The following is a 23064-nucleotide window of genomic DNA, read 5'->3' as shown; positions in this document are numbered from 1 at the left end:
CGGGCGTCCGTGGTGCCGTGGATCAGTCCCGGGGGAGGAACGCCGTCACGACGAAGCCACCGTGCAGCGTGGGCGTCGCGGTGACGCTGCCGCCCAGCATGGTGGCGCGCTCCCGCATGCCCAGAAGGCCATGGCCGGTGCCCGGCGAGGGCGGAACGGGATGACGGGCAGCGGAGTTGATGATCCCCAGGTGGAGGCCGCGCGGGAAGTGGGTGACCTCGACGCGGACCGTGGAACCCGGAGCGTGCCGCAGGGCGTTGCTGAGCGCCTCCTGGACGATCCGGTAGGCGGACAGCTCCACGCCGGGCGGATAGCCGTGGAACTCGCCCTTGATGTCGGTGACCACGTCCAGGCCCGCCGCCCGCGTGTTCTCGATCAGGACGTCGAGACGGTCCAGGGTGGGCTGGGGGGCGTTGGGGGCGTGGCCCGTGCCGGGGTTGCCGAGGCCGTACGGATCATTCTGGTCCTCGGGGTTCTCGGAGCGCAGCACGCCGAGGACGCGGCGCAGTTCGGTGAGCGCCTCCAGCGCGTTCTGTCGGATGCCGGCCAGGTTCTCCTTCAGCTCCTCGGAGGGGTCCTCGACCAGGTGCGGGGCGACCTGGGCCTGGATGGAGATCACCGACATGTGGTGCGCGACCACGTCGTGCAGCTCGCGGGCGATACGGCTGCGCTCTTCGAGGAGCGTGCGGCGGGCGCGTTCCTCAGCGGTGATCGTCGTCTGTGCGACGAGTTGGGTGCGGGCCTCGCTCCGGCCGCGCAGAGCGGTGCCGACCAGGACCGGCACGGCGAACAGGACCACGGACACGAAGCCCGTGGAGGTGTAGCGCTGGGCCCCCAGAGCGCCTTGCAGGAGGTAGGTCGTCAGAGCGGTCCCGGCCAGTGCCGCGAGCGCGCCGCTCACCCGCACGCGCAGCGCGAGCAACAAGAGGACCGCCATGTGCGCCAGCAGAGTCGGCGTCCCCCAGGGCCAGTTGGGGCCCGGGAGCGGGCCCGTCGCCAGGCCGGGGCGGGCCGCCAGCGCCGTTACCACTGTGCCGGTCAGGGCGAGGCCCCAGGCGGGCACGGGGCGCCACAGGGCGAGGACGACGGCGGCGCCCTGCACGGCCCCGGCGAGCAGTCCCTGCACCGTGGAGAAACGGTAGTCACGGGCGATCTCCTCGCCGCCGGCCAGCGTGATGCCGAGGGCGACATAGCCGATGATCAGGTAGGTCAGCAGTCGGCGCCAGCGGTACCGGGAGAAGGGGGGCGACTGGGGCGACGGGGCATCGCCCAGCCAGCCGCCCAGGCCGCGCAGCCGCGCCCGGAACCGGGGCAGCGGGGTGTCGCGCGCGGGGGCGGGGGCGGGGGGTGGCTCGCGCCCCGGGTCCGGGTACGGGGTAGCGCCCGCAGGGCCGGTGCCACCCTTGTCGTCGGGTACGGGTGGCCCCTGCGGGGCGTTCTCGCCGTCGGCGTCCGCGGGATTCACGCGATCAACCCTAGGCACCGCGCGCCGCCTTGGATTCGGGGCGGCGGGGACGGTGCAGACGGATCACCCGGGAGGGGCGAGGCGCGGTACGGCGGGTCCCCTGTTCGTGGGAGCGGAACGCCGTCCAGCACACGGCCAGGGCCAGGGCGAAGACCGGGAGCCAGCCGAGGCGGGCCGCGAGCCAGGCCAGGTCGTCGGGGTGGGTGTGCAGGCCGGGCAGGCGGCCCGCCGGCAACCCCACGGCCGTCGTCGCCATGAGCGCCGTCTGATGCCAGAGGAAGATCGTCATCGCGGAGAGGTTGACCACGGCCACGGCCGCCCAGGCGACGGGGCGGCGCAGCGCACGGCGCAGCCGGTCGCGCAGCAGCAGGGCGAGCCCGCACTGGGCGAGGCCGAAGGTGACCGCCGCCAGGGTCGGCGGGTTCAGGTTGGACACCGGCGCGCCGGGGACGCCCACCATCGACGCCGGATATCCGGCCCATGCGATCAGCGCGGCCGTGGCCGCCGCGCCGCCGGTGAACAGCACCAGCCCTGCGCGGCGGCCCTCCAGCTCGCCCCGCGTCCAGGCCGCGCCGAGGGTGTAGGGCACCAGCCAGCCCGCTGCCAGGTTCATCCAGCCGAGCCAGGACGGAGCGCCGCCCAGGCCGAACCGCAGCAGGTCCACATGGAGGACGACGGCCAGCGGCCACAGCGGATTGAGCCGGGCCACGAGCGGCGTCGCCGCCGTCAGGACGGCGAAGACCAGCAGGAACCACAGTGGGGACAGGGCCAGCTTGACCAGGGTGCGGACCGTTTCGAACGGTGCGTCCAGGAGGAGCAGTGCCGTCGCCGTCACCATCCACAGGACCACCACCGCGATCACCGGCCGGAACAGCCGGGACAGCCGACGGCGCAGCCACCGGGCGTACGTCGTCCCACGGGCCCGGGCAAGCGCGTGGCTCCGGGTCGCCATATGGCCGCCCACCAGGAAGAAGACGGCGAGGGTCTGGAAGACCCAGGTGATGGCGGCCAGCCAGGGCAGGTGCCGCAACGGGCTCGCCGCGTGCAGCGCGCCGCCGTCCGCCACCAGGGCCGTGACCAGCCAGTGGCCCAGGACGACACCGAGGATCGCGAAGGCCCGCAGGGCGTCGACCGCGCGGTCACGGGAGGCGGGCGTGGCCGCGTCCACGCGGCGGGCGCCCTCGCGCAGGCCCTTCAGCGCGGCCGGCAGGAGGCCGTCACGCATGGGTCACCTCCGGCGTCTCGCCGAGGGCGATCCGGGCCAGGTTGACCAACGCGGTCGAGCCCGGTGTGAAGTAGCCGCTGTGGTCGGCGTCGGCGGCGTCGAAGACATGGGCGCCGAAGGCCGGGGAGACCGGATCGGTGCCGAAGCCGATGGTGGTGCCGAACAGCTCCGCCTTGACATGGGGTACATCCGCCATCCAGTCGGCGGCGCCGCGCGTTGCCCAGACCCGGGCGGGCGTGTGCAGCGCCGCAGCCGAGTCGGCGCCCGTGCCGGGGCTGCCGACGAGGGCGAGCGCGTCGACGTCCAGGCCCGCGGCGGCCCGGCCGCAGACCACCGAGCCGTACGAGTGGCACACCACGGTGAGGTGCGCCCGTCCGCCGGTGACCCGGCGCACGTCCCCGACCAGCGCGCGCAGCCGGGGTGCGGCCTGTGCGGCGCGGCCGGCGGTCAGGACCGTGGTGCTGACCGTGCCCGGAGTGTCGTAGCCGAGCCAGGCGAGGACGGCCGGGTGGCTGCCCGGGGGTGCCCCGCGGACCAGTTCGCCGTACAGGGCTGCCGCGGCCCGGTGGAAGCGGTCGTAGGTGTCTATGGAGGTGTCGGAGCCGGGGACCAGGACCGCCACCCGGTCGGCGTGGGCGAGGTCGCCGAAGACCTCCGTGGCCCGGCCGAAGCCGCGGCCGTCGAAGACGAGGAACCGGCGGGTGGGAGCGGCTATCGAGCGGTCCGCGGCGGCGCGGCGGTCGTCGCCGTGAGCGGCTGCCATGCGGGCGGCCTCCGCGGCGTTGGCCCGGTTCGCCGCGTACGCCTCGGACAGCGTCCGTGCGGTCGGCGGGGCGAGCGCGGCCGGGGCCGGCGCCGGGACCTCCGGTCGGGCGGCGGCGGAGAGCGGGACCACCACGGCGGCGGTGATCAGCCCGGCGAGCAGGGCCCTCACCCAGCCGGCTCCGCGCCTTCGCCGCCCTCTCCGCAACCCGACGCCGCCCGGCACGTCAGCACCCCGCCCAGCACCGCCCGACTCATCGGCACCCGGCCCGGCACCACCCGGACCTTCGGAGTCCGGCCCGGCACCGCCCGGCACATCGGCACCCGGCGCAGCATCGCCCGAACCGGAAGAGCCCGGCTCATGGGAGCCCGGACCTGCGGAGTTCGGCTCATCGGAGTCCGGGCTGGTATCACCCACGGCGCCCAGCTCGGCGGCGCCCAAAGCGACGGCACCCGATGCGACAGCGCCCGAAACGACGGCACCCGAAGCAACAACGTCCGAAGCCGCTGCGTCCGAAGCGGTGGCGTCCGGATCGATCGGCTCTCGTTGGTCCACGGCCGGTCCCGGCCCACGCCCCGCCATCGTCTTCCTCCCCGTCCGCCCGGCCATCGGGCGTTCTGACAAGGAAGGTAGAAATCGGGGCCCGTCGTTCGCGTCCCACCGGAGAGCTGTTCTCCGCCGTAGCTCTCAGGTATTACGGGTATGAGCGGGACAGCGGGACCCTCCCAGGGGCCCGTGTCACCACGCCAGTCACCACGCCAGTTGTGCGATCTCCTCCGCCACCACCGCGCACGCGTCCGCCACCGGATCGATCAGCGGGAAGTGACCCACGTCCTCCAGGAGCGTGAGGCCCACCACCTCGCCCGCCTTGGCCGCCGCCTCCGCGTACGACTCGGCGACCGCCTGCGGCACGACCACGTCCGCACGGCCCTGGACGAGCGCCGTCGCGATGCCCGTCGGCAGCAGCAGGGCCGGGTCGGCGTACGGCCTGCGCACGCTGAACTCGTCCTGCCCGCCGAGCAGTTGAAGCGCCGCGTTGCCACAGACGTTCAGCTTCTCCGCCATCGCGAAGTCCGCGATCGGGGCGAGGGCGACCACTCCACGCAGCGGAGCGGGCCGGTCCGTGCGCCAGGGGGAATCTGCGGGCAGCACATGGCGGGCCGCCGCCCAGAGGGCCAGGTGACCGCCCGCCGAGTGTCCGGTGAGCACCGTACGGCGCAGGTCGCCCTGCGGAAGTGCCTCGCGGGCCAGCGCGGGCAGCGCGTCCAACGCGGCTGCGACGTCGTCGAAGGTGTCCGGCCAGCGGCCGGCGACCGGGCCCGCGCCGCCCCCGGCCGGGGCAGGACCGCCGCGCCGGTACTCCACGTTGGCGACGGCGAAGCCGCGGCCGGCCAGGAAGTCCGCGAACGGCGTGATGTGGCGCCGGTCGTACGGCGCGCGCCAGGCCCCTCCGTGCAGGATGACGACGAGCGGGGCGCCGGAGCCCGGTGTCGAGGGCTCCGTGCCGCGCGGGGCGTAGAAGTCGATCACCTGGTCGGGGTGGTCGCCGTACGCGGCCGTGACGTCCGGATCGACGGGCGGGTGCGAGAAGGCCGACTCCTCTTCGGCAGCGGCCCGGGCTGCGGCGGCGTCGTCCGGCATGCTCCAACCTCTCAGCGACGTAACGGTTTTGGCGGACCAGGGGAGATGGCAGCCGTTGGCGGGGACGGTATCAGGCCGGTGACGTGCGGGGACACGTGGATGTCACGCTCGGTGAGGGGCAAACGGTTCCGTATCGCACGAGCCGGACAGGCGGCGCGGACAGCCGGTGTGAACCGGCACCGCCGCCCGACCCCGCGCCCACCGCACGACCCGGACACCCGGTACGCGCCCAAACGATCTACGCGCTAAGCCACCGCGCCCAGCCACCCCCGCACCCCGGACGCTACCCCGCCGCCCCCTCTCTCAGCACAGTCCCCGGCGCATTCCCCAGCACGTTCCCCAGCGCATCCCCCAGCAGCCGCGCCGCCCGCTCCACGTCCGCGAAGCCCACATACAACGGTGTGAAGCCGAAACGCAGGACGTCGGGATGCCGGAAGTCCCCCACCACCCCGCCCGCGATCAGCCGCTTCATCACGTCCCCGGCGGCGGGGCAGCGCAGGGCCACCTGACTGCCCCGCTCCTCGTGGACCGTCGGTGTCAGGGACTCGACCAGCCCCTGGGGGACGTACGCCGTCACGCACTCCAGGAAGAAGTCGGTCAGGGCAAGGGACTTGGCCCGCACCACCGCCACCGACACCCCGTCCCAGACGTCCAGCGCGGCCTCCAGGGCCAGCATGGACAGAATGTCCGGGGTGCCCACCCGCCCGCGCAGGGCACCCGGCGCGGCCTCGTAGTCCGGACGCATGCCGAACGGCTCGGCATGGGAGGTCCAGCCGGGCAGCGGGGAGTCGAAGCGGTCCTGGCGGGAGCGGCGCACGTACAGGTACGCCGGTGCGCCCGGGCCGCCGTTCAGGTACTTGTATGTGCAGCCGACCGCCAGGTCGACGCCGTGTTCGTCCAGGCCCACCGGCAGCGCGCCCGCGCTGTGGCACAGGTCCCAGACCGACACTGCGCCCGCCGCGTGCACCGCCGCCGTGAGCGAGGGCAGGTCGTGCAGCCGGCCGGTGCGGTAGTCGACGTGGTTGAGCAGCACCGCGGCCGTACGAGCGCTCAGGGCCGCCGGCACCTCGGCCGGGCTCACCGGGCGCAGGGTGCGGCCGGTCAGCCGGGCCGCCGACTCGGCGATGTAGCCGTCCGTGGGGAAGGTCGTCGCGTCGACCAGGATCTCGTCCCGGTCCTCCCCCGCCAGCCGGACGGCACCCACAAGTGCCTTGAAAACGTTGACACTTGTCGAGTCACCCACCACGATCTGCCCGGGCGCCGCGCCGACCAGCTCAGCGATCCGGTCGCCGATCCGCTCGGGCGCCGTCCACCAGCCGCTCTCGTCCCAGGAGCGGATGCGCAGTTCGCCCCACTGCCTGCGCACCACGTCCGCGACCCGGTCGGGGACGTTCGCGGGCAGCGCGCCCAGCGAGTTGCCGTCCAGGTACACGACGTCGTCGAGGACGAAACGGGAGCGCAGCGGGGCCAGTTCGTCCGCCGCGTCCAACCGTTTCGCGGTGACGGCCGGTGCGGCCGGTTCGGTGGTGTCAGACATGGGACCTCGCCGTCCACAGCTCGGGGAACACGTTCCTCTGCGCGCGCTTCTCCAGCCAGGTGACCCCGGCGGAGCCGCCCGTGCCGGGCTTGGCGCCCATCGCACGGCGGGTGGCGACCAGATGGTCGTTGCGCCAGCGCCAGACCAGCTCGGCCACATCCGTCAACACCTCGCCCAGACACGCGAGTTCAGCGTTCTGATCGGCGTTCTGATCGGCGTTCTGATCGGCGTTCTGATCGGCGTTCTGATCGGCGTTCTGATCGGCGTTCTGATCGGTGTTCTGATCGGTGTTCTGATCGCCGGAGTAGACCGCCGCCCAGGCCGCCTCGACGGCCTCCGAGGGCTCGTGGCGCAGGGACACGTCCCGCTGCAGCACCTCCCGCGGAACGGCGTGGCCGCGACGCGCGAGCAGCCGTACCACCTCGTCGTACAGGCTCGGCTCGTGCAGGGCCTTCGCCAGCTCGGCGTGGACGCGCGGCGCGCCCCGGTGCGGGACGAGCATCGACGCGGACTTCTCGCCGAGCAGGAACTCCATCCGCCGGTACATCGCCGACTGGAAGCCGGAGCCCTCGCCGAGGGCGGAGCGGTACGCGTTGAACTGGGCCGGGGTCAGCGCAGCGAGCGGCTTCCAGGAGGCGTTCAGCGCCTCCAGCTCGCGTACGGACCGCTTCAGCGCGCCGATCGCGACCGGAACTCGGTCCTCGCGCAGCGCCCGGGCCGCCGTCTCCCACTCGTGGACGAGGACCGTGAACCACAGCTCCATCACCTGGGTGGTGACCAGGAAGACCATCTCTCCGGGGTCGTCGGAGAGGGTGTGCTGAAGATGGGTGAGCACGTCCGCCCTGACGTAGTCCTCGTACGGCGTCGTACCGGCGAAGTCGAGATGCGGGGTCTCGGGCTCAGCGGCCTCGGAAAGGGGGTGAGCCGGTTGGGACATCGCTGTCTCCTGTTGTACTCCGGGTGGCGGTCCGCCCCTGCCGATGCCGACACGGGGGCCCCGGTCCCCACCGGCATCCTCCGCAATCACCCCCGCCGCGGCAAGCCAGGCCGACCCGGCCGCGGGACCGCGAGGCCGGCCGCCCTCGGGGCCGGGCGCCGGGCCACCGGTGGCACACTGCATCCATGACGACCCACACGAACCTGCTCGGCGGACCCGACCCGACCTACCTCCCCGCGAACGAGGAGGCATTCCGGCTGCTGGACGCGGAGTCCCTGCCGCCGGCCGAGGTCGCCGCGAAGCACCCGACGTTCTCGCCGGCGTGGGCGGCGCTCGCCGAGGAGGCGTTCTCGGCCGGCCGGGTGATCGAGTCGTACGCCTACGCCCGTACCGGTTACCACCGCGGACTCGACGCGCTGCGCCGAGCCGGCTGGAAGGGCCACGGCCCGATCCCCTGGAGCCACCGCGCCAACCAGGGCTTCCTGCGCTGCCTGGCCGTGCTCGCGCGGGCCGCCGAGGCGATCGACGAGAAAGACGAGACCGAACGCTGCCGCCAGTTCCTCCGCGACAGCGACCCCGAGGCATACGCGGAACTCCTCGGCTGACCGCACCACCCGACCGGGCCCGCCCACCCCACCGGGCCCGCCCCCGCGAACGGGCCCACCACCGCGAACGGGCCCACCACCGTGGACGGGCCCACCCCGCGAACGGGCCCGCCCTCGTGGACACGCCCACTACCGCGGACGGGCCCATCACCTCCCACCCTCCCGGTTCGCCCGACCGCCCCGGCCGACGACGCCCCGGCCATCCCCCGGCGTCGTCCCATCACCGTGTCGCCCCGCCTCACCAGCGGCCCCGGCAACCCTCGCAATCCCCCGGCAACCCTCGCAACCCCGGCCTCACCCCGCCCCGCCGTCTCCCATCCTCCTGTCTCCCATCCCCCCGTCCCCTGTCCCCCCGTCCCCCGGCATCGCGCCGCCCCGCATCCGCCCCGCCTCCAGGGGAGGGGTCGTGATGTTGCCGTGGGTGCGGCATTTCGGACGGTCGCAGTCCGGGGGCGGGCGGCGGACCGCGGCGAAGGCCAGGGCCGCGCCCACCACCAGGATCGCCGCGCACAGCGGCATCGCCCGCCGGAACGACGCGTCGAAGGCGTCCGGCGAGCGGTACGCCTCCGGGCCCATCCCGGCCAGCAGCGGCAGCGCGGCCACCGCGATCAGCCCGGCGGCGCGGGCCGCGGCGTTGTTGATGCCGCTGGCCAGCCCCGCCCGCGCCGTGTCCACGGAGGCGAGCACCGTCGCGGTGAGCGGGGCGACCAGGGTGACCATGCCCGCGCCCATGACCAGCAGCGCGGGCAGCACGTCCGGGAGATAGTCGGCGCCCTTGCCCACCCGCAGCATCAGCAGCATCGCGACCGCGCAGAGCAGCGGCCCGACGGTGAGCGGGATGCGCGGCCCGATGCGGTCGGCCAGCGCGCCCGAGCGCGCCGAGAACAGCAGCATCAAGGCGGTGGTCGGCAGCAGCGCCGTACCGGCCTGGAGCGGCGAGTAGCCCACCACGACCTGGAGTTGCAGCGCGGTCAGGAAGAAGAAGCCGCCGAAGGCCGCGTAGACGCACAGCGTGACCAGGTTGACCACCGTGAACTGCCGGGACGCGAAGATGTCGAGCGGCATCATCGGGTCGGGGTGGTGCTTCTCGACGTACACGAAGGCTACGCCGGCCGCGACCCCCGCCACCGCCGTGACGGCGACGACGAGGGAGCCCTGGCCGGCCTCGATCAGGGCGTACGTCACCAGGGCCAGGGCGAGCGCGCCGAGGGCCGCGCCCAGCACATCGAAACGGCCAGGAGCGCCCACCGCGCCACCATCGTCGGCCCCCGCCGCACCCCCCACTCCGGCGCCCGCCCCGCCACCCTCGGCCCCGCCCGGCCGGAACTCGCGCCCACCGGACTCGGGGACGTGCCGCACGGCGATGGGGGCGCACAGCAGCGCCAGCGGAACGTTGAGCAGGAACACCCAGCGCCAGCCGGGGCCGTCCACCAGCCAGCCGCCCAGGAAGGGCCCGACGGCCGCGCCGATGCCCCCGAACCCCGACCACAGGCCGACCGCCCTGGCCCGGTCGTCGGGATGGAGGGATGCCTGGATGAGCGCGAGGGAGCCGGGGGTCAGGAGGGCGCCGCCGATGCCCTGGAGGGCGCGGGCGCCGACGAGGACACCGGCGCTCGGGGCGAGCCCGCACAGCAGGGAGGCCGACGCGAACCAGACGACCCCGATCACGAAGACCTTGCGCCGGCCGTAGCGGTCACCCAGCGAACCGCCGAGCAGGATCAGCCCGGCCAGCGTCACCAGGTACGCGTTGACCGTCCATTGAAGGGCCGCCAGGTTCACGTTCAGGTCGCGGCCGATGCGCGGCAGCGCCACGTTGACGACGGTCGAGTCCAGCATGGCCATGCTGGATCCGAGCACCGTGGTGAGCAGAATCCACTTGCCCTGGGGCGAGGACAGCCGGACGTCGGGCATGTCCCAGGTATACAGCGAGCCCGGCCCCACGGCGGGCCGGGCTCACGGAAAACTGAGGCACCGAACGGAGCCACCAAACGGAGTCACCGAACGAAGGCACCGAACGAAGTCTCCTATCGGAGGCACCTATCGAGGTCACTCATCGGGGTCACCGGAGACGTCTCGCCGACGGCCGCCGGATGAGCCGCCCGAGCTACTTGATCTTCGTGCCGGCCGACCGCAGGTTCTGCGTGGCCTCGACGACGCGCCGGGCCATCGACGCCTCGGCCAGCTTGCCCCAGGTGCGCGGGTCGTACGTCTTCTTGGAGCCGACCTCGCCGTCGACCTTCAGGACGCCGTCGTAGTTCTTGAGCATGTGGTCGGCGACCGGACGCGTGAAGGCGTACTGGGTGTCCGTGTCGATGTTCATCTTCACGACGCCGTTCTCCAGCGCCGTCTGGATCTCCTGCTCGGTGGAGCCGGAGCCGCCGTGGAAGACGAAGTCGAACGGAGACGGCTTGCCGTACTTCGCGGCGACGCCGTCGTTCAGCTCCTTCAGCAGCTCGGGGCGGAGCACCACGTTGCCCGGCTTGTACACGCCGTGCACATTGCCGAAGGACGCGGCCAGCAGGTAGCGGCCCTTCTCGCCGAGACCGAGCGCCTCCGCCGTGCGGATCGCGTCCTCGACCGTCGTGTAGAGGGAGTCGTTGATCTCGTGCGAGACGCCGTCCTCCTCGCCGCCGGTCGGGGTGATCTCCACCTCAAGGATGATCTTGGCGGCGCGGGCGCGCTCAAGGAGTTCCTGCGCGATGGTCAGGTTGTCGGCCAGCGTCTCGGCGGAGCCGTCCCACATGTGGGACTGGAACAGCGGGTTCTGGCCGGCCTTCACGCGCTCCTCGGAGATCGCGAGCAGCGGACGCACATACCCGTCGAGCTTGTCCTTCGGGCAGTGGTCGGTGTGCAGGGCGACCGTCACCGGGTACTTCTCGGCGACGATGTGCGCGTACTCGGCCAGGGCCACCGCGCCGGTCACCATGTCCTTGCTGTACTGACCGCCCAGGAACTCGGCGCCACCCGTGGAGATCTGGATGATGCCGTCGCTCTCCGCCTCGGCGAAGCCGCGCAGAGCAGCGTTCAGGGTCTGGCTGGAGGTGACGTTGATGGCCGGGTAGGCGAACTTGCCTGCCTTCGCCCGGTCGAGCATCTCGTTGTAGACCTCGGGGGTTGAGATGGGCATCTGTCCGCTCCTTGGGTGTGCGGGTCGGCGATCTGCGTACTACGGCCCTGACCTAGACCTTGAGGGTGACGTCATCGTCGTTCCCATCTTTCCAGACATGAGCCCGTGCTCGGCGCCCCGGCCGCGCGGCCACCGGGTCGTGGTCGACGCCGTGCGTCAGTCCAGCCCCAACTCGTCCTTCGAATAGGCGAACAGGTAGGGCACGCCCGCGCCCTCCCTGATCTTCTCGGCGGCACCCGTCGCCCGGTCCACGATGGTCGCGACGGCGACGACCTCGGCGCCCGCCTCGCGCACCGCCGCCACGGCGGTGAGCGGCGAGCCGCCCGTGGTGGAGGTGTCCTCGACGACCAGCACCCGGCGGCCCTTGATCTCGGGGCCCTCGACCCGCCGCTGCAGGCCGTGCGCCTTGGCCGCCTTCCGTACGACGAACGCGTCCAGCCGGCGGCCCCGCGCGGCGGCGGCGTGCAGCAGCGCGCCGGCGACCGGGTCGGCACCCATGGTCAGCCCGCCCACGGCGTCGAAGTCGAGGTCCGCGGTGAGGTCCAGCAGCACCTGCCCGACCAGCGGGGCGGCCTCCCCGTCGAGGGTGACGCGGCGCAGGTCGACGTAGTAATCGGCTTCCAGACCCGACGACAGGGTCACCTTGCCGTGCACCACGGCCTTGTCCTTGATCTGCTGCAGCAGCGCGCCACGTACGTCCGTCATGCCGACCAGCTTAGAGGCGGCGCCAGCGCCAGGTGGTCGTGGCCTCCAGCGGCTCCAGCGGCGTGACCAGGCGCGGCAGGGTGTTGAGCCCGTTGGGCGGGCCGGTCTGCGGCTCGACGCAGACGGCGGCCTCCTGCTCGTCGTAGACGACGACCCACTGCTCCGGGCTGGTCACCGTCAGCTCCAGCCATCCGGGCCAGGTGAGCGTGACGTCGACGCCGTCGGGCATGCCGAAGCAGTCGTCCCAGGGGCCGGGGCGGGGGTCGACGCGGTTGCCGGTGGGCAGCTGGTCGGCGCCGCGCTCCTCCTGCCAGGCGGGGCTGAAGTCGAGCCGCACGTCCTCGCCGCCCAGGTTTCGGTTGAACCACGGATGCCAGCCGAGCTGCGCCGGGAAGGACGAGTCATACGTCTCGACGGACAGGGTGAGCGTCAGGGCGTCCTCGGCCAGGGCGGCGATCTGGGTGACCCGGCCGGGGTAGGGCCAGGGCTCGACCAGGTCATACGTGAGGACTACCTCGTCGGTGCCGACGCGGGCGGTGCGCCAGGCTCCGTCGCGGGCGGTGCCGTGGATGGCGTGCGGCGGGGAGTTGAGCGGCATCTGGTGCGCGGTGGCGCCGTTCAGGAAGCGGCCGTCCCTGATCCGGCCGCACCAGGGGACCATCGGGAAGCAGCCGAAGCGGTCGCCCTGCCGGAGGAGTTCGGTACCGGCGATCCGGAGCCCTGCGACCCGGCCGCCGTTGTCCGGCCGCAGGCTCACTTCCGCGTCGCCCGCGGTCAGCGTGATCGGTTCATTGCTCACGGGACGACCCTACTGGGGCGATCAAGAGTGTGTTCGTTCCGCGACGGCGGTGAGGGTGGGGTGGGGATGGGGGTTTGGGGTCGGCGACGGCCGTCAGCGGCGGCAGTCCGGGTCCGAGGCCGGGACCACCGTCAACGGCGACGGTCCGGGTCCGAGGCCGGAGCCACCATCAGCGACGGCGGTCCGGGTCCGGAGTCGGGACCACCGTCAGCTGCGGCAGTCCGGGTCCGGAGTCGGGACCACCGTCAGCTGCGGCGGTCCGGGTCCAAGGTCGGCGACGGCCGTCAGTGGCGGCGGCGCAGCGCCCGGCCGACCACGATCGCCGACGCCAGCGCGAGTGCCGCCGCGGGGGCGGCCCACCGCAGCGTCGAGTGCCCGCCGACGGTCTCCGGGGCCGGTACGGGGGCGTAGCGGCCGCGCGGCGGGGCGTGGTCCACCTCCTCCGCGCTGCGGCCGATCATCGTCCGGCGCGCGTGCGCCGCCTCGGCGGGCGGGCCGTCGGCGGGCGATCCGTCGGCGGCGGCGAAGCCCGCGGAGCCTTCCTCGTCGGCCTCGGTCTCGAACGCGGAGGCCGCGCCCTCCTCCTCGGGCTCCTCCTCGGGCCGGCTGGCGGCCGCGCCATCGGATCCCCGATCGGCCTCGGCCTTGGGCCCGTGCCCGGACCGGGGCCCGGGTCCACCGTCGGCAACGGCCCCGGCCTCGGGTTTGGCGCCGCCCGCTTCTTCGGCCTCCGGTGCGGGCCCGGGATAGTCGTCCGGTGTCGTCGCCAGGGCCTCCACGAAGCGGTTCAGCAGCCGGATCGCCGCCGAACTCACCGTGTCCGCGGGCAGTTCGGCGATACGTCCGTCCGCGGAGGCGGTGCCGTCCACGGTGACCGCGGTGCCGTCGTCGGCGTCCCGGAGGCGGAGGGTGAGGGTGAGGGCGAGCTTGACCGTGCCGGTGCCGCGGGCCTCGGTCGCCTCGCCCTCGACGGCGTACGACCCGTCGTCGCGCGCCAAGACGCGCAGCGACCCGCGGTAGGTGATGGAATGACCGCCGACGCGCAGCTTCAGCCGCCCGGCGACCGGCTCGGCACCGGCGTCCTGCTGGAGCCCGGGAACCGCCCGGGCGATGCGCGCGGGCTCGGCGAGCGCCCGCCTCAGCCGCTCGACCGGAACCGGAACCACGACCTCATGCCCCATGTCGGCTGAGCCTACCCACGAGCGACCGGTACGTACCCTCCTGCGCGCGGTCCGGTCGTCCATACCGCGGATCGTCAATACCGCGGATCGTCAATACTGCGAATCGTCAATACCGCGGATGCACCAGCGTCGAGGGCGGCACCCCTCTGATCCGCGTACGGGCCGCCGCGCGGGCGTTCGCCGCGAGGTCCTGTGGTGTCAGCGTGCGCGGCCGTGGTCCGGACGGGTCCAGGCGCAGCGGCGGCGCGGCGGGGCCCGACCCGGCCAGCACAAAACCCCAGTCGTACGGGGTGCGGGAGGCGCCCGTGGAGCGGTCGGGCCCCGCCGTTGAACCGGTGTCATGGCCGGTGTCGTGGCCGGGCACGCGGTACGGGCTGGTGCCGAGGCCGGCCGCGCGCATCGTGGCCTCCACCGTCCAGAAGACGCGGGGCCGGGCCGCCACCGGTCCCGCGTGCACCGCCAGCCGGCCGTCCTTGGCCAGCACCCGCCGGGTGAGCCCGTAGAACTCCTCCGCATACAGCTTCGTACTCGCCGTGATATCGGGGTCGGGCAGATCAGCGATCACGACGTCGTACGCCCCCGTGGGCGCCCCGCGCAGCCAGCGGAACGGGTCCTGGGTCGTGACATGGACGCGATGGTCGAGGTACGCGTGGCCGTTGAGCGCGGACAGCCCCGGGTCGCGGCGGGCCAGCCGGACGAGGCCCGCGTCGAGTTCGACGATGTCGACCCGCCGCACGTCCGGGTAACGCAGCACTTCCCGCGCCGCCAGCCCGTCCCCGCCGCCGAGGATGAGCACGCGCGCGTGCGGGCCGGCCATCGCGGGATGGACCAGCGCCTCGTGGTAGCGGCCCTCGTCCCGGCCGCCGACCCGCAGTCGGCCGTCCAGGTACAGATCGAGCGGGTGTCCGCCGGTGCCGCCGGTGAGGACCACCTCCTGGACGTCGGTCTGGACGGCCACCCGTACGTCCCCGCCGTACACCGCCTGCCGGGCGAGGCGTTCGAAGTCGTCGACGAGGACGGCGGCGGAGGCGAGGACGCCGAGCACGATGAGGTTGGCGAGCAGCAGCAGCCAGCGGGCGCGGCGGGTCAGGTCGCGGCGGAACAGGCCGAGGACCAGGGCGCCGCCCGCGAGGGCGTTGACCGCTCCGGTGAGCAGCGCGCCGGTCAACTGGCCGAGGAACGGCAGCAGGAGGAACGGGAAGGCGAGGCCGCCGACGAGCGCGCCGACGTAGTCCGCCGCGAACAGGTCGGCGACCGCGCCGCCCGCGTCCTGCCGCCGGATACGCTGGATCAGCTCCATCAGCAACGGCACCTCGGCGCCGATCAGCAGGCCGATGGCGAGCGAGAAGGTGACGAGCAGACAGCGGGGGCCGTTGGCCCACAGGCCGCCCCAGTCGCCGGTCCAGGCGAACACCGCGTAGAGCGCCATCGCGCTGCAACCGCCGACCAGGGCGAGGCCGGCTTCGACGGCGCCGAAGGCAGCTGCAGCGTGCCGGCGCAGCCGCTTCGCGGCGAGCGAGCCGAGTCCCATCGCGAAGACCATGACGGACAGCACGACGGATGCCTGGGTGACCGAGTCGCCTATCAAGTACGAGGCGAGGGCGACCAGTTCGAGTTCGTAGACGAGTCCGCAGGCCGCGCAGACGAAGACGCCCGCGAGGACCAGGAACCGTCCGGTCGTCGGCCGGACGGACAGCCGTGCGGGCCCGGCCCGGAGCAGCGGGGCACCCGGAGGGGCGGGGGCGTGCGGTTCGATCACTCTGCGACGTTACGTCACATGACGGGCACGCTTCGTCACCCACACGTGTGGAACTGCCCGCGCATGACGCACAGGGTGTTTATCCCGCCACGAAGGGTGTTTATCCCGCCACAATCGGTGCGGCGCCCGGACCGGGTTCCGCCGAGGGCATCGGCACTCGCACGCCCACCCGGGTTCGTGTGGCCACCAGTTGGCCGTCCTGCGGATACGCGTGCCAGGTGCGCCAGTGCACCTGGCCCTCGTGGCGCTGGGCGAGCATCGCCGTGAAGGCGTACGGACTGCCGGGGAAGACGCCGACGAGACCGCAGGGATGGTCGGAGACCAGGGCCAGCAGTTCCTGGGCGCGGCCCGCGAAGGAGCCGGGCGCGAGGGACTCCACGCGGGCCGCGAACTCGTACTCCCAGTCGCCGACGCGCTTGGCGACGCCCAGCGGCAGCGGCGTGCTGGATCCCGGAATGCACGCCACCGTCTCCGAGCAGGCGCCCTGCTCCTCCTCAAGGAGTACCTGGTGGGACGCGCCGAGCAGTCTCATCTGGAGCTTCGCCCCGGTCAGTTCGAGGTCGAGCGTGGCGAGGGCGGGGAGCGGCTCGCGCCCCAGCGTCCAGGCGAGGTCGGCCGCGCACGTGTCGGTGTAGGAGGTGGTGAGGGTCGTGAGCATGGGTCGGCTCCGCTAGCACACAAGGAAGAAGAGGGAGTGTGGTCCGGCACACCCCGGTCGACACCGGGAGACAGGCCACATCAGCCCGGTCGGCCCAGCCGGCCCAGCCAAGGAGTGGGCTGTCCGCCGGACGTCCGAGGGGCTGCGTCGGTGATTTAGAGGGAATCACGAACTGTGGTGCCGCCACAGCGTTTTTACCCAAGTTCATGGGGTTTCCATCCCTCAGAGGGCTCTACAGCTCAATTGTTCAACTACGGCGTACGCGGGGCGCGTTCTGGATATGGCTGAGCGCCCGTCGGATGCCTTCACCCGACGGGCGCCCGGTACGCGGCCCGGACCGCGGTTCGTGGTGCGGCCCGGACCGCGGTTCGTGGTGGTGCGGTTCGTGGTGGTGCGGTTCGTGGTGCGCGGTGAAGCTCGGCTGCCCCGTGTCAGCTGCCTCCGCCGCATCCACCCCCGCCGCCGCACGACGAGCCACCACCACAGGAGTGGCCGCCGCCGCACGAGTGCCCTCCATGCCCGCCATGTCCGCCATGTCCGCCCGAGGACGAGCCGCCCGAGTCACCGGCCCACCAACTCCCCCCGGCGTCGGACGAAGACGAGGATGAGGATGAGGATGAGGACGAACGGGCCCCCCGACCACGACGGTTCCTGACCTGCGCCCCCTTCTTCACCTGCCCGCCCGTCCCGGCCGTTGCCCCCTTCTTGTTCTTGCCCTTCTTCCGTTTGCGCGATCCGCCCGCCACGGACCCGATGAACAGGATCACGATCACCGCCAGGATGATGCCGAAAACCATGGCGCCACCCTCCTTCCGTTCCCCCGAAGCGACCCCCCGTGGGCGCCTCGCGTGCGGCGTGACTGCCGTGTGCACGAGGGATGCCCGGCCGCCCGGAAGGCCAAAGCAGAGTTGAGGAACTCCAGAGCTTCGGCGCAGGATGACCGGCATGACATCCAGCGCACGCCCACTGCTCAACCGTCGGCTCGCCGAGTTCGGGACGACGATCTTCGCCGAGATGTCCGCCCTGGCGGTGCGGACCGGATCGATCAACCTGGGCCAGGGCTTCCCCGACACTGACGGCCCCGACGAGGTACGGGAGGCGGCCGTGCGCGCGTTGCGCGAGGGCCGCGGCAACCAGTACCCGCCGGGGCCCGGCATCCCCGAACTGCGGACGGCCATCGCCGCGCACCAGGAGCGCCGCTACGGCCTGGCCCACGACCCCGACACCGAGGTGCTGGTGACGGCGGGCGCGACGGAGGCGATCGCGGCGACGCTGCTCGCGCTGCTGGAGCCCGGGGACGAGGTCATCGCGTTGGAGCCGTACTACGACTCCTACGCGGCGAGCATCGCGATGGCGGGCGGCACCCGGGTGCCGGTGACGCTCCGCCCGCACGAGGGCGGCTTCCGCCTCGACCTCGACGAGCTGCGCGCCGCGGTGACGAACCGCACCCGGCTGCTGCTGGTCAACACCCCGCACAATCCGACGGGGACGGTGCTCACCCGCGAGGAGCTGGCCGCGATCGCCGCACTCGCAGTCGAGCGGGACCTGCTGGTGGTGACGGACGAGGTGTACGAGCACCTGGTGTTCGACGACGCGGAGCATCTGCCGCTGGCCACGTTCCCCGGCATGCGCGACCGCACGGTCACCATCGGCTCCGCCGGAAAGACCTTCTCGTTCACCGGCTGGAAGGTCGGCTGGGTGACCGGTACCGCGGAACTCGTGACCGCCGTCCGTTCCGCCAAGCAATTCCTGACGTACGTCGCCTCCGGTCCCTTCCAGTACGCCGTCGCCGAGGCCCTGCGCCTGCCCGACACCTACTTCGATGCCTTCCGCGACGACCTGCGCGCCAAGCGTGATCTGCTCAGCGCGGGCCTCACCGACGCAGGCTTCACCGTCTTCCGACCGAGCGGAACCTACTTCGTCACCACCGACATCCGGCCCCTCGGCGACACCGACGGCCTCGCCTTCTGCCGCGCTCTCCCCGAGCGGGCGGGTGTCGTCGCCATCCCGAACGCGGTCTTCTACGACCACCGCGAGGAGGGCGCGCCCTTCGTCCGGTTCGCCTTCTGCAAACGCACTGAGGTACTGGTGGACGCGGCGGAACGGCTCCGCAAGGCGTTCGCGCACTGACCGCCGCCCCATGAGGCCGGTCGTCGCATTCCTCGTTGCCTGCCGTCCCTCACCCCCAGGGAACTTTCGCGCGGAGGCCGCCCGGTCACGGCCGTCATTCCGGCGCTTGCCACACCACAAGTGCCAACGTACAATTTCTTGTACGTCAAGGAGGGTTGATCGTGAAGACCATGACCTATTCCGAGTCTCGCGCACGGTACGCCGAGGTGCTCAACTCCGTCACCGACGACCGCGAAGAAGTCATCATCACCCGGGCCGGACATGAGCCGGTCGTCATAGTCTCCCTCGAGGACTACGAGTCCCTGAAGGAGACGGCATACCTGCTGCGAAGCCCGGCGAACGCCCGGCGCCTGCTCGCGTCCATCGACGAGCTGGAAAACGGCGGCGGCACCGTACGCGAGCTGGCGACCGACGCATAAGGGCCGCGAGTTGAAGATCACCTTCTCCTCCCGCGCCTGGGAGGACTACCTGTGGTGGCAGCTTCAGGACCGGAAGGTCCTGAAGCGCATCAACACGCTCATCGCGGACACCGCCCGGAACGGCAACGAGGGCATCGGCAAACCGGAACCGCTCAAGCACGGGTTCCAGGCCTACTGGTCGCGCCGCATCAACGACGAGCACCGACTGATCTACAAGGCCACCGAGGACGGCGTCCTGATCGCACAGTGCCGCTACCACTACGAAAGCTGACTCGGGGTCGGACACTTCGAGGTCTTCCGGCCCGTCGGCACGTACTTCATCACCACCGACATCCGCCCACTGGGCGAGAAGGACGGCTTCGCCTTCTGCCGCACCCTGCCGGAACGCGCGGGCGTCGTCGCCATTCCCAACGCCGTCTTCTACGACCGCCGTGGGCAGGGTGCGCCCTTTGTGTGATTCGCGTTCTGCGAGCGGACAAGCGTGCTGGAGGAGGCGGCGGCACGACTCAAGAGCCTGGCCGCATAACAGTCGAGGCTATTCGGTGTCCTTCGGATGCCGCGGGGAGGCATACACAAGGACCACAGTCGAGGTGTCCGGGCTGACCAGGTAGCGGACCCGGCCGCCGCTGGTGATCTCGTACTCCCGCTGCTCCAGCTCAGAGCCCTTCCATTCCCTGGTGGCGTGCCTGCCTCGGAGCTGGTGCCGGCGGTTCCAGTTGGACCGCGACAGCGGGTCCGCACGAAGGGTCTCCAGGCAGCGATGCGCGTTCGGCAGCGCCACCCGGCACAGTTCCTCCCAGCCGTTCGCGGCCTCTGTCGTCCCGTGAGCGACGTTCCAGCCGCTCAGCGGAGGGACGCTGACCCGATCGCCTTTCTTCGGGCTCACTCGTGCACCTCGACGGGGCCGAGGTCGATGTCGCCAAGCGGACGGAGCGCTTCCCTGAGCTGGTCCGGGTCGGCGTTGATGCGGGCGGTTGCCTGCCACGAGACGATCGCTCGGTGCACAGCCTCCCTGGCGCCCAGTTCAGCGGCATCGGACAGCGCGCCCAGAAGCTCGACAGTGAATTCCCGGACCTCTTCAGCGTCCAGATGGCGCACCCACGGGAACACCTCGGGCAGCGCGAGCAGAAGCGACTTGGCACCGTCGTCCTGCTTCATCAGGGCAAGGAACAGCCGGGACGCCGTAGTCAGGTTCTCCTCGGTGCGCTCTGCGTGTATGGCGGTGGTCAGCACCATGTCGGGCGCGTCTCGGTGCGTGACACGCAGGCATCCCAGGGCGGCGGCCCTGGCGGCGATGCCCTTCGGGTTCCGGGACAGATCGGTGAACGAGACAGATTCCGAGTCGAATGCCGAGTGCACGATGCTCATACTCAGACTGTATTCTGATTTTTCTCTGATTTCGAGCGTTGCCGGGGGCCGAGTCGGTGCGTGGCAACGTTCTCGTTGCGGCGTCGGCGGGCGGCGGTGACCATCCGGCACGGGGATCGGGCGGGTGAGGGCCGGGCCCAGTTCTGTCACGTCGCCACGCCGATGGCGGCCGAAGCGAACCCACTCGGGCGCACACTGCTCGCGTCCCCGGGCTCACCGCTGCAAGCTGCGGAAATGTGAGCCACGCCAGTTCCACCCTCGCCCCTGCCGCTGCCGCGGCGTCCCAGGAGCCCGGTCCCCGGGAGCGCGCCCGGACCCGGCTGTCCCCCCTGACGGCGAGCGGGGTCGCGCTCGGGGTGTTCGCCATCGCCCGGCTCGCCGGGATCGCCGTGCTCGCCATGGCCGCCTGGGCCAGGGACCAGCAGCCGCTGGCACTGCTCGGCCGCTCCTGGGACTCCGTCTGGTACCTGGGCATCGCCGCGCACGGCTACGGCCGCACCCTGTTCTTCGAGCCGACGGTCATCCACAGCGACCTGGCGTTCTTCCCGCTGTATCCGGCCCTGGTGCGGGTCGTGACGGCCCTGACGCCGCTCGGCGGGGGCGCCGCGGGACTGCTGGTGTCCTGGGCCGCGGCCGGGATCGCCGCCTGCGGCATCCACGCGGTGGGGGCCCGCCTGTACGGGCCCGGCGTGGGCATCACGCTGGTGGTGCTGTGGGGGCTGCTGCCGCACTCCGTCGTGCTGTCGATGGCCTACACGGAACCCGTGCTCACCGCGTTCGCGGCCTGGTCCCTGTACGCCGTACTGGCCGGGAACTGGATGTGGGCGGGCGGCCTGGCCACGCTCGCCGGGTTGTCCCGGCCCAACGGCATCGCGGTCGCCGCGGCCGTGCTCGCGGCGGCGGTCTGTGAGGCGTACCGGATCCGCCGGCGTCGCGGCCGGTTTTCCCACAGGCTGTGGACGGGCGCCGCGGTCGCGCCCCTGGGCTGGACGGCCTATGTGCTCTGGGTGGGCCGGCGCAAGAGCGACCTGCTCGGCGGGTACTTCGAGGTGCAGCGGCTGTGGGGGTCGAGGTTCGACCTGGGGCGCGGCTCGCTGCACTTCGTCCGGGGGCTGCTGATGCAGGGCAACCGGCTGGTCTTCCCCATGGTGCTGTTGATCATGGTGGCGGCGGTCCTGCTGTACGCACTGCTCGTCGTGGACCGCGCCCCGCTCCCGCTCCTCGTGTACAGCGGCGTCCTGCTGCTGATCGCGCTCGGCGGTTCCGGCTTCTTCGAGTCCAAGCCGCGCTTCCTGCTGCCCGCGTTCCCGCTGCTGGTCCCGCTGGCCCGGGCACTGGTGCGGACGGCGAGAGCCCGGCCCTGGCACGCGACCGTGGTGGTCTGCGGCCTGGCCGGGCTCTCCTTCGGCTACGGCGCCTACCTCGTCGTGATCGCTCGCACGCCACTGTAGCCGCCACGCCGCCCTGCCTCACGCGCGGGACGCCATGCGTCACCGTGCGGGACGAGGTGTCACTCCTCGTCCTCGGGCGTGTCCGCCTCGTTGACCTCCTGTTCGAGGCCGAGCTGTTCCACCAGCCACTTGTCGAACTCGATCGCGGCCCGCACCCAGCTGACCGTGGAGGAGACGAAGTGGTTGAGGTCGACGCCGGTGCCGATCAGCATCTGCGCCTCGCCGATGAGGCGGACGGTACCGTCGTCGTGGGTGTGCGTGTACACCTTGGGCCACAGGGTCCTGCGGTTCCAGTCGTCGATGGACTCCAGGAGCTGCGGCTTCTCGTCGATCTTGTGGGGCCGGTCGTAGAAGGTCCGCACGGAGAAGACCGTCTGTTCGGCCTCCCCACGAAACATGAAGTACGTACGGAACTGCTCCCACGGCGCCGCGAGGTCACCCTCGTCGTCGACGACGTACTTGAGCTCCATCTGGTCGAGGAGCTGCTTCACGAGGTCCTGATCCGGGACGACGGGGCCCGCCGGTCCTTGGGGCTGCGGCTCGGGCTGGCCCCCGAAGTTCGGAATCGAGGACGGGTCGATGCTCACCGTGATTTTCCCTTCGTGCGGATTCCGCCATCCTCCCCCATGCGGGGAGGGGGGTGGCAAGCCCCGGCGTGGCCTGTCAGCGCTCGGCTGACATGTTCTGCCCGGTCGATGACATCCAGGTGAGCGGACGGCGGCACCCGGCAGCACGATGACGGACGCGCGGGCCGACCGGGGCGACCAGGGCGACCGGGCCACCCGGGGCCGGGCCAGGTGGGTCCCGACCAGGTGGGTCCGGACCAGGTGGGGTCTGCGCACCGCGGTCACGTACCGCCCGCGCTGTTGCCGACGGCGCTGATCACAATGACGGGGTGCACGACGCGCGGTGCACGCCTGCAGACCCGGGGCACGCCGCAGACCTGGCTGGACACGAACTGTCACACCGAGTTCCGGCAGAGCCCGGAGCCGTACGACCGCACGCTCCCGGTCGCCGAATCCATCCTCCTGCCCCCTACCGAGTTCTGCGAGCACGGCGCCCATCTCGACCTGAACCGGAGCCGTCGGACGCGCCGCACAGCCCCACCCCGCCCGGCGCCGCAGCCGCAGCCGCAGCCAAGGGCCACCGACCAACCGCCCGCCCGCGCAAAACGCTCGGCTGGGAAACCCCAGCCGAGCGCCCGCTGAGCTCCTGGCCACAGCCAGTTGATCACTCGTGTGGCACCGCCCCCGGAATTCGCCGGCGTGGGGCGGACCGTCGGCCTGCGAAAGGC

General features: G+C 72.2%; 21 protein-coding genes and 1 pseudogene. 6 read left to right on the top strand and 16 right to left on the bottom strand.

Annotation, left to right across the window (positions count from 1 at the left end; all coding sequences use genetic code 11):
• Positions 1-22: 22 nt before the first annotated feature.
• From ACWEKM_RS29305 to ACWEKM_RS29280, 6 genes are all read right to left on the bottom strand, one after another.
• Positions 23-1465, bottom strand: coding sequence for a sensor histidine kinase (locus ACWEKM_RS29305; RefSeq protein WP_451624262.1), 1443 nt, complete (start codon positions 1463-1465; stop codon positions 23-25).
• A 10-nt stretch (positions 1466-1475) separates the two neighbouring features.
• Positions 1476-2690, bottom strand: a complete 1215-nt coding sequence (locus ACWEKM_RS29300) for an acyltransferase family protein (RefSeq protein WP_451624261.1) — start codon at positions 2688-2690, stop codon at positions 1476-1478.
• Positions 2683-3624 carry an alpha/beta hydrolase gene (locus ACWEKM_RS29295; RefSeq protein WP_451624260.1) on the bottom strand — a complete coding sequence of 314 codons (942 nt, stop codon included), beginning with the start codon at positions 3622-3624 and terminating at the stop codon, positions 2683-2685. The genes ACWEKM_RS29300 and ACWEKM_RS29295 overlap by 8 nt, the downstream gene beginning before the upstream one ends.
• A gap of 579 nt (positions 3625-4203) precedes the next feature.
• Positions 4204-5094 carry an alpha/beta hydrolase gene (locus ACWEKM_RS29290; RefSeq protein WP_451624259.1) on the bottom strand — a complete coding sequence of 297 codons (891 nt, stop codon included), beginning with the start codon at positions 5092-5094 and terminating at the stop codon, positions 4204-4206.
• Positions 5095-5377: 283 nt separating this feature from the next.
• Entirely contained in the window at positions 5378-6631 is a 1254-nt protein-coding gene (kynU, locus tag ACWEKM_RS29285; protein WP_451624258.1) for a kynureninase, read from the bottom strand.
• Entirely contained in the window at positions 6624-7568 is a 945-nt protein-coding gene (locus tag ACWEKM_RS29280) for a tryptophan 2,3-dioxygenase family protein (protein WP_451624257.1), read from the bottom strand. The genes kynU and ACWEKM_RS29280 overlap by 8 nt, the downstream gene beginning before the upstream one ends.
• Before the next feature lie 185 nt (positions 7569-7753).
• On the opposite strand from ACWEKM_RS29280, the gene ACWEKM_RS29275 reads away from it, so the two are divergent.
• Positions 7754-8173, top strand: a complete 420-nt coding sequence (locus ACWEKM_RS29275) for a DUF3151 domain-containing protein (protein WP_451624256.1) — start codon at positions 7754-7756, stop codon at positions 8171-8173.
• Between the two features lie 294 nt (positions 8174-8467).
• Here ACWEKM_RS29275 and ACWEKM_RS29270 read toward each other — a convergent pair whose 3' ends face one another.
• The 7 genes from ACWEKM_RS29270 to ACWEKM_RS29240 form a co-directional block, all read right to left on the bottom strand.
• Positions 8468-10084 (bottom strand): MFS transporter, encoded by a 1617-nt coding sequence (locus ACWEKM_RS29270; RefSeq protein ID WP_451624255.1) that lies wholly within the window; start codon positions 10082-10084, stop codon positions 8468-8470.
• A 193-nt stretch (positions 10085-10277) separates the two neighbouring features.
• Positions 10278-11300: a class II fructose-bisphosphate aldolase gene (gene fbaA / locus ACWEKM_RS29265; RefSeq protein ID WP_451624254.1), complete on the bottom strand. Its 1023-nt coding sequence runs from the start codon at positions 11298-11300 to the stop codon at positions 10278-10280.
• A 156-nt stretch (positions 11301-11456) separates the two neighbouring features.
• Positions 11457-12005: an orotate phosphoribosyltransferase gene (gene pyrE / locus ACWEKM_RS29260; RefSeq protein ID WP_451624253.1), complete on the bottom strand. Its 549-nt coding sequence runs from the start codon at positions 12003-12005 to the stop codon at positions 11457-11459.
• A 10-nt stretch (positions 12006-12015) separates the two neighbouring features.
• Positions 12016-12804: an aldose epimerase family protein gene (locus ACWEKM_RS29255; RefSeq protein ID WP_451624252.1), complete on the bottom strand. Its 789-nt coding sequence runs from the start codon at positions 12802-12804 to the stop codon at positions 12016-12018.
• 284 nt (positions 12805-13088) lie between these two features.
• Complete coding sequence (locus ACWEKM_RS29250) at positions 13089-13985, bottom strand: SRPBCC domain-containing protein (RefSeq protein WP_451624251.1); 897 nt, start codon at positions 13983-13985, stop codon at positions 13089-13091.
• A 106-nt stretch (positions 13986-14091) separates the two neighbouring features.
• On the bottom strand, positions 14092-15744 hold the full coding sequence (locus ACWEKM_RS29245) for a polyamine aminopropyltransferase (RefSeq protein WP_451624250.1): 1653 nt from the start codon (positions 15742-15744) through the stop codon (positions 14092-14094).
• Between the two features lie 100 nt (positions 15745-15844).
• On the bottom strand, positions 15845-16402 hold the full coding sequence (locus ACWEKM_RS29240; RefSeq protein WP_451624249.1) for a DUF2617 family protein: 558 nt from the start codon (positions 16400-16402) through the stop codon (positions 15845-15847).
• A gap of 936 nt (positions 16403-17338) precedes the next feature.
• On the opposite strand from ACWEKM_RS29240, the gene ACWEKM_RS29235 reads away from it, so the two are divergent.
• From ACWEKM_RS29235 to ACWEKM_RS29220, 4 genes and pseudogenes are all read left to right on the top strand, one after another.
• Complete coding sequence (locus tag ACWEKM_RS29235) at positions 17339-18532, top strand: pyridoxal phosphate-dependent aminotransferase (protein WP_451624248.1); 1194 nt, start codon at positions 17339-17341, stop codon at positions 18530-18532.
• A 161-nt stretch (positions 18533-18693) separates the two neighbouring features.
• Positions 18694-18951, top strand: a complete 258-nt coding sequence (locus tag ACWEKM_RS29230) for a type II toxin-antitoxin system Phd/YefM family antitoxin (RefSeq protein WP_451624247.1) — start codon at positions 18694-18696, stop codon at positions 18949-18951.
• Positions 18952-18961: 10 nt separating this feature from the next.
• Complete coding sequence (locus ACWEKM_RS29225) at positions 18962-19222, top strand: Txe/YoeB family addiction module toxin (protein ID WP_451624246.1); 261 nt, start codon at positions 18962-18964, stop codon at positions 19220-19222.
• Between the two features lie 15 nt (positions 19223-19237).
• Positions 19238-19477 (top strand): annotated as a pseudogene (locus ACWEKM_RS29220) (aminotransferase); the annotation flags it as partial.
• A gap of 9 nt (positions 19478-19486) precedes the next feature.
• On the opposite strand, the gene ACWEKM_RS29215 reads toward ACWEKM_RS29220, so the two are convergent.
• Both ACWEKM_RS29215 and ACWEKM_RS29210 read right to left on the bottom strand, forming a co-directional pair.
• Entirely contained in the window at positions 19487-19837 is a 351-nt protein-coding gene (locus tag ACWEKM_RS29215) for a hypothetical protein (protein WP_451624245.1), read from the bottom strand.
• Complete coding sequence (locus tag ACWEKM_RS29210) at positions 19834-20319, bottom strand: prevent-host-death family protein (RefSeq protein WP_451624244.1); 486 nt, start codon at positions 20317-20319, stop codon at positions 19834-19836. The genes ACWEKM_RS29215 and ACWEKM_RS29210 overlap by 4 nt, the downstream gene beginning before the upstream one ends.
• Positions 20320-20555: 236 nt before the next feature.
• Here ACWEKM_RS29210 and ACWEKM_RS29205 point away from each other — a divergent pair, with 236 nt between their 5' ends.
• Positions 20556-21770, top strand: a complete 1215-nt coding sequence (locus ACWEKM_RS29205; RefSeq protein WP_451624243.1) for a hypothetical protein — start codon at positions 20556-20558, stop codon at positions 21768-21770.
• Positions 21771-21829: 59 nt separating this feature from the next.
• Here the strand turns inward: ACWEKM_RS29205 and ACWEKM_RS29200 are convergent, their stop codons facing one another.
• Positions 21830-22357, bottom strand: a complete 528-nt coding sequence (locus tag ACWEKM_RS29200; protein WP_451624242.1) for a YbjN domain-containing protein — start codon at positions 22355-22357, stop codon at positions 21830-21832.
• Positions 22358-23064 lie beyond the last annotated feature (707 nt).

It is taken from the genome of Streptomyces sp. NPDC004752 (genome assembly GCF_053601275.1).
This window is presented reverse-complemented; position numbering and strand designations above follow the sequence as displayed.

Excerpts from the sequence above, each read along its gene's own strand:
- ACWEKM_RS29300 (WP_451624261.1), bottom strand. The coding sequence starts at position 2,690 with ATGCGTGACGGCCTCCTGCCGGCCGCGCTGAAGGGCCTGCGCGAGGGC.
- ACWEKM_RS29290 (WP_451624259.1), bottom strand. The coding sequence starts at position 5,094 with ATGCCGGACGACGCCGCCGCAGCCCGGGCCGCTGCCGAAGAGGAGTCG.
- kynU (WP_451624258.1), bottom strand. The coding sequence starts at position 6,631 with ATGTCTGACACCACCGAACCGGCCGCACCGGCCGTCACCGCGAAACGG.
- ACWEKM_RS29280 (WP_451624257.1), bottom strand. The coding sequence starts at position 7,568 with ATGTCCCAACCGGCTCACCCCCTTTCCGAGGCCGCTGAGCCCGAGACC.
- ACWEKM_RS29275 (WP_451624256.1), top strand. The coding sequence starts at position 7,754 with ATGACGACCCACACGAACCTGCTCGGCGGACCCGACCCGACCTACCTC.
- ACWEKM_RS29270 (WP_451624255.1), bottom strand. The coding sequence starts at position 10,084 with ATGCCCGACGTCCGGCTGTCCTCGCCCCAGGGCAAGTGGATTCTGCTC.
- fbaA (WP_451624254.1), bottom strand. The coding sequence starts at position 11,300 with ATGCCCATCTCAACCCCCGAGGTCTACAACGAGATGCTCGACCGGGCG.
- pyrE (WP_451624253.1), bottom strand. The coding sequence starts at position 12,005 with ATGACGGACGTACGTGGCGCGCTGCTGCAGCAGATCAAGGACAAGGCC.
- ACWEKM_RS29250 (WP_451624251.1), bottom strand. The coding sequence starts at position 13,985 with ATGGGGCATGAGGTCGTGGTTCCGGTTCCGGTCGAGCGGCTGAGGCGG.
- ACWEKM_RS29240 (WP_451624249.1), bottom strand. The coding sequence starts at position 16,402 with ATGCTCACGACCCTCACCACCTCCTACACCGACACGTGCGCGGCCGAC.
- ACWEKM_RS29235 (WP_451624248.1), top strand. The coding sequence starts at position 17,339 with ATGACCGGCATGACATCCAGCGCACGCCCACTGCTCAACCGTCGGCTC.
- ACWEKM_RS29210 (WP_451624244.1), bottom strand. The coding sequence starts at position 20,319 with ATGAGCATCGTGCACTCGGCATTCGACTCGGAATCTGTCTCGTTCACC.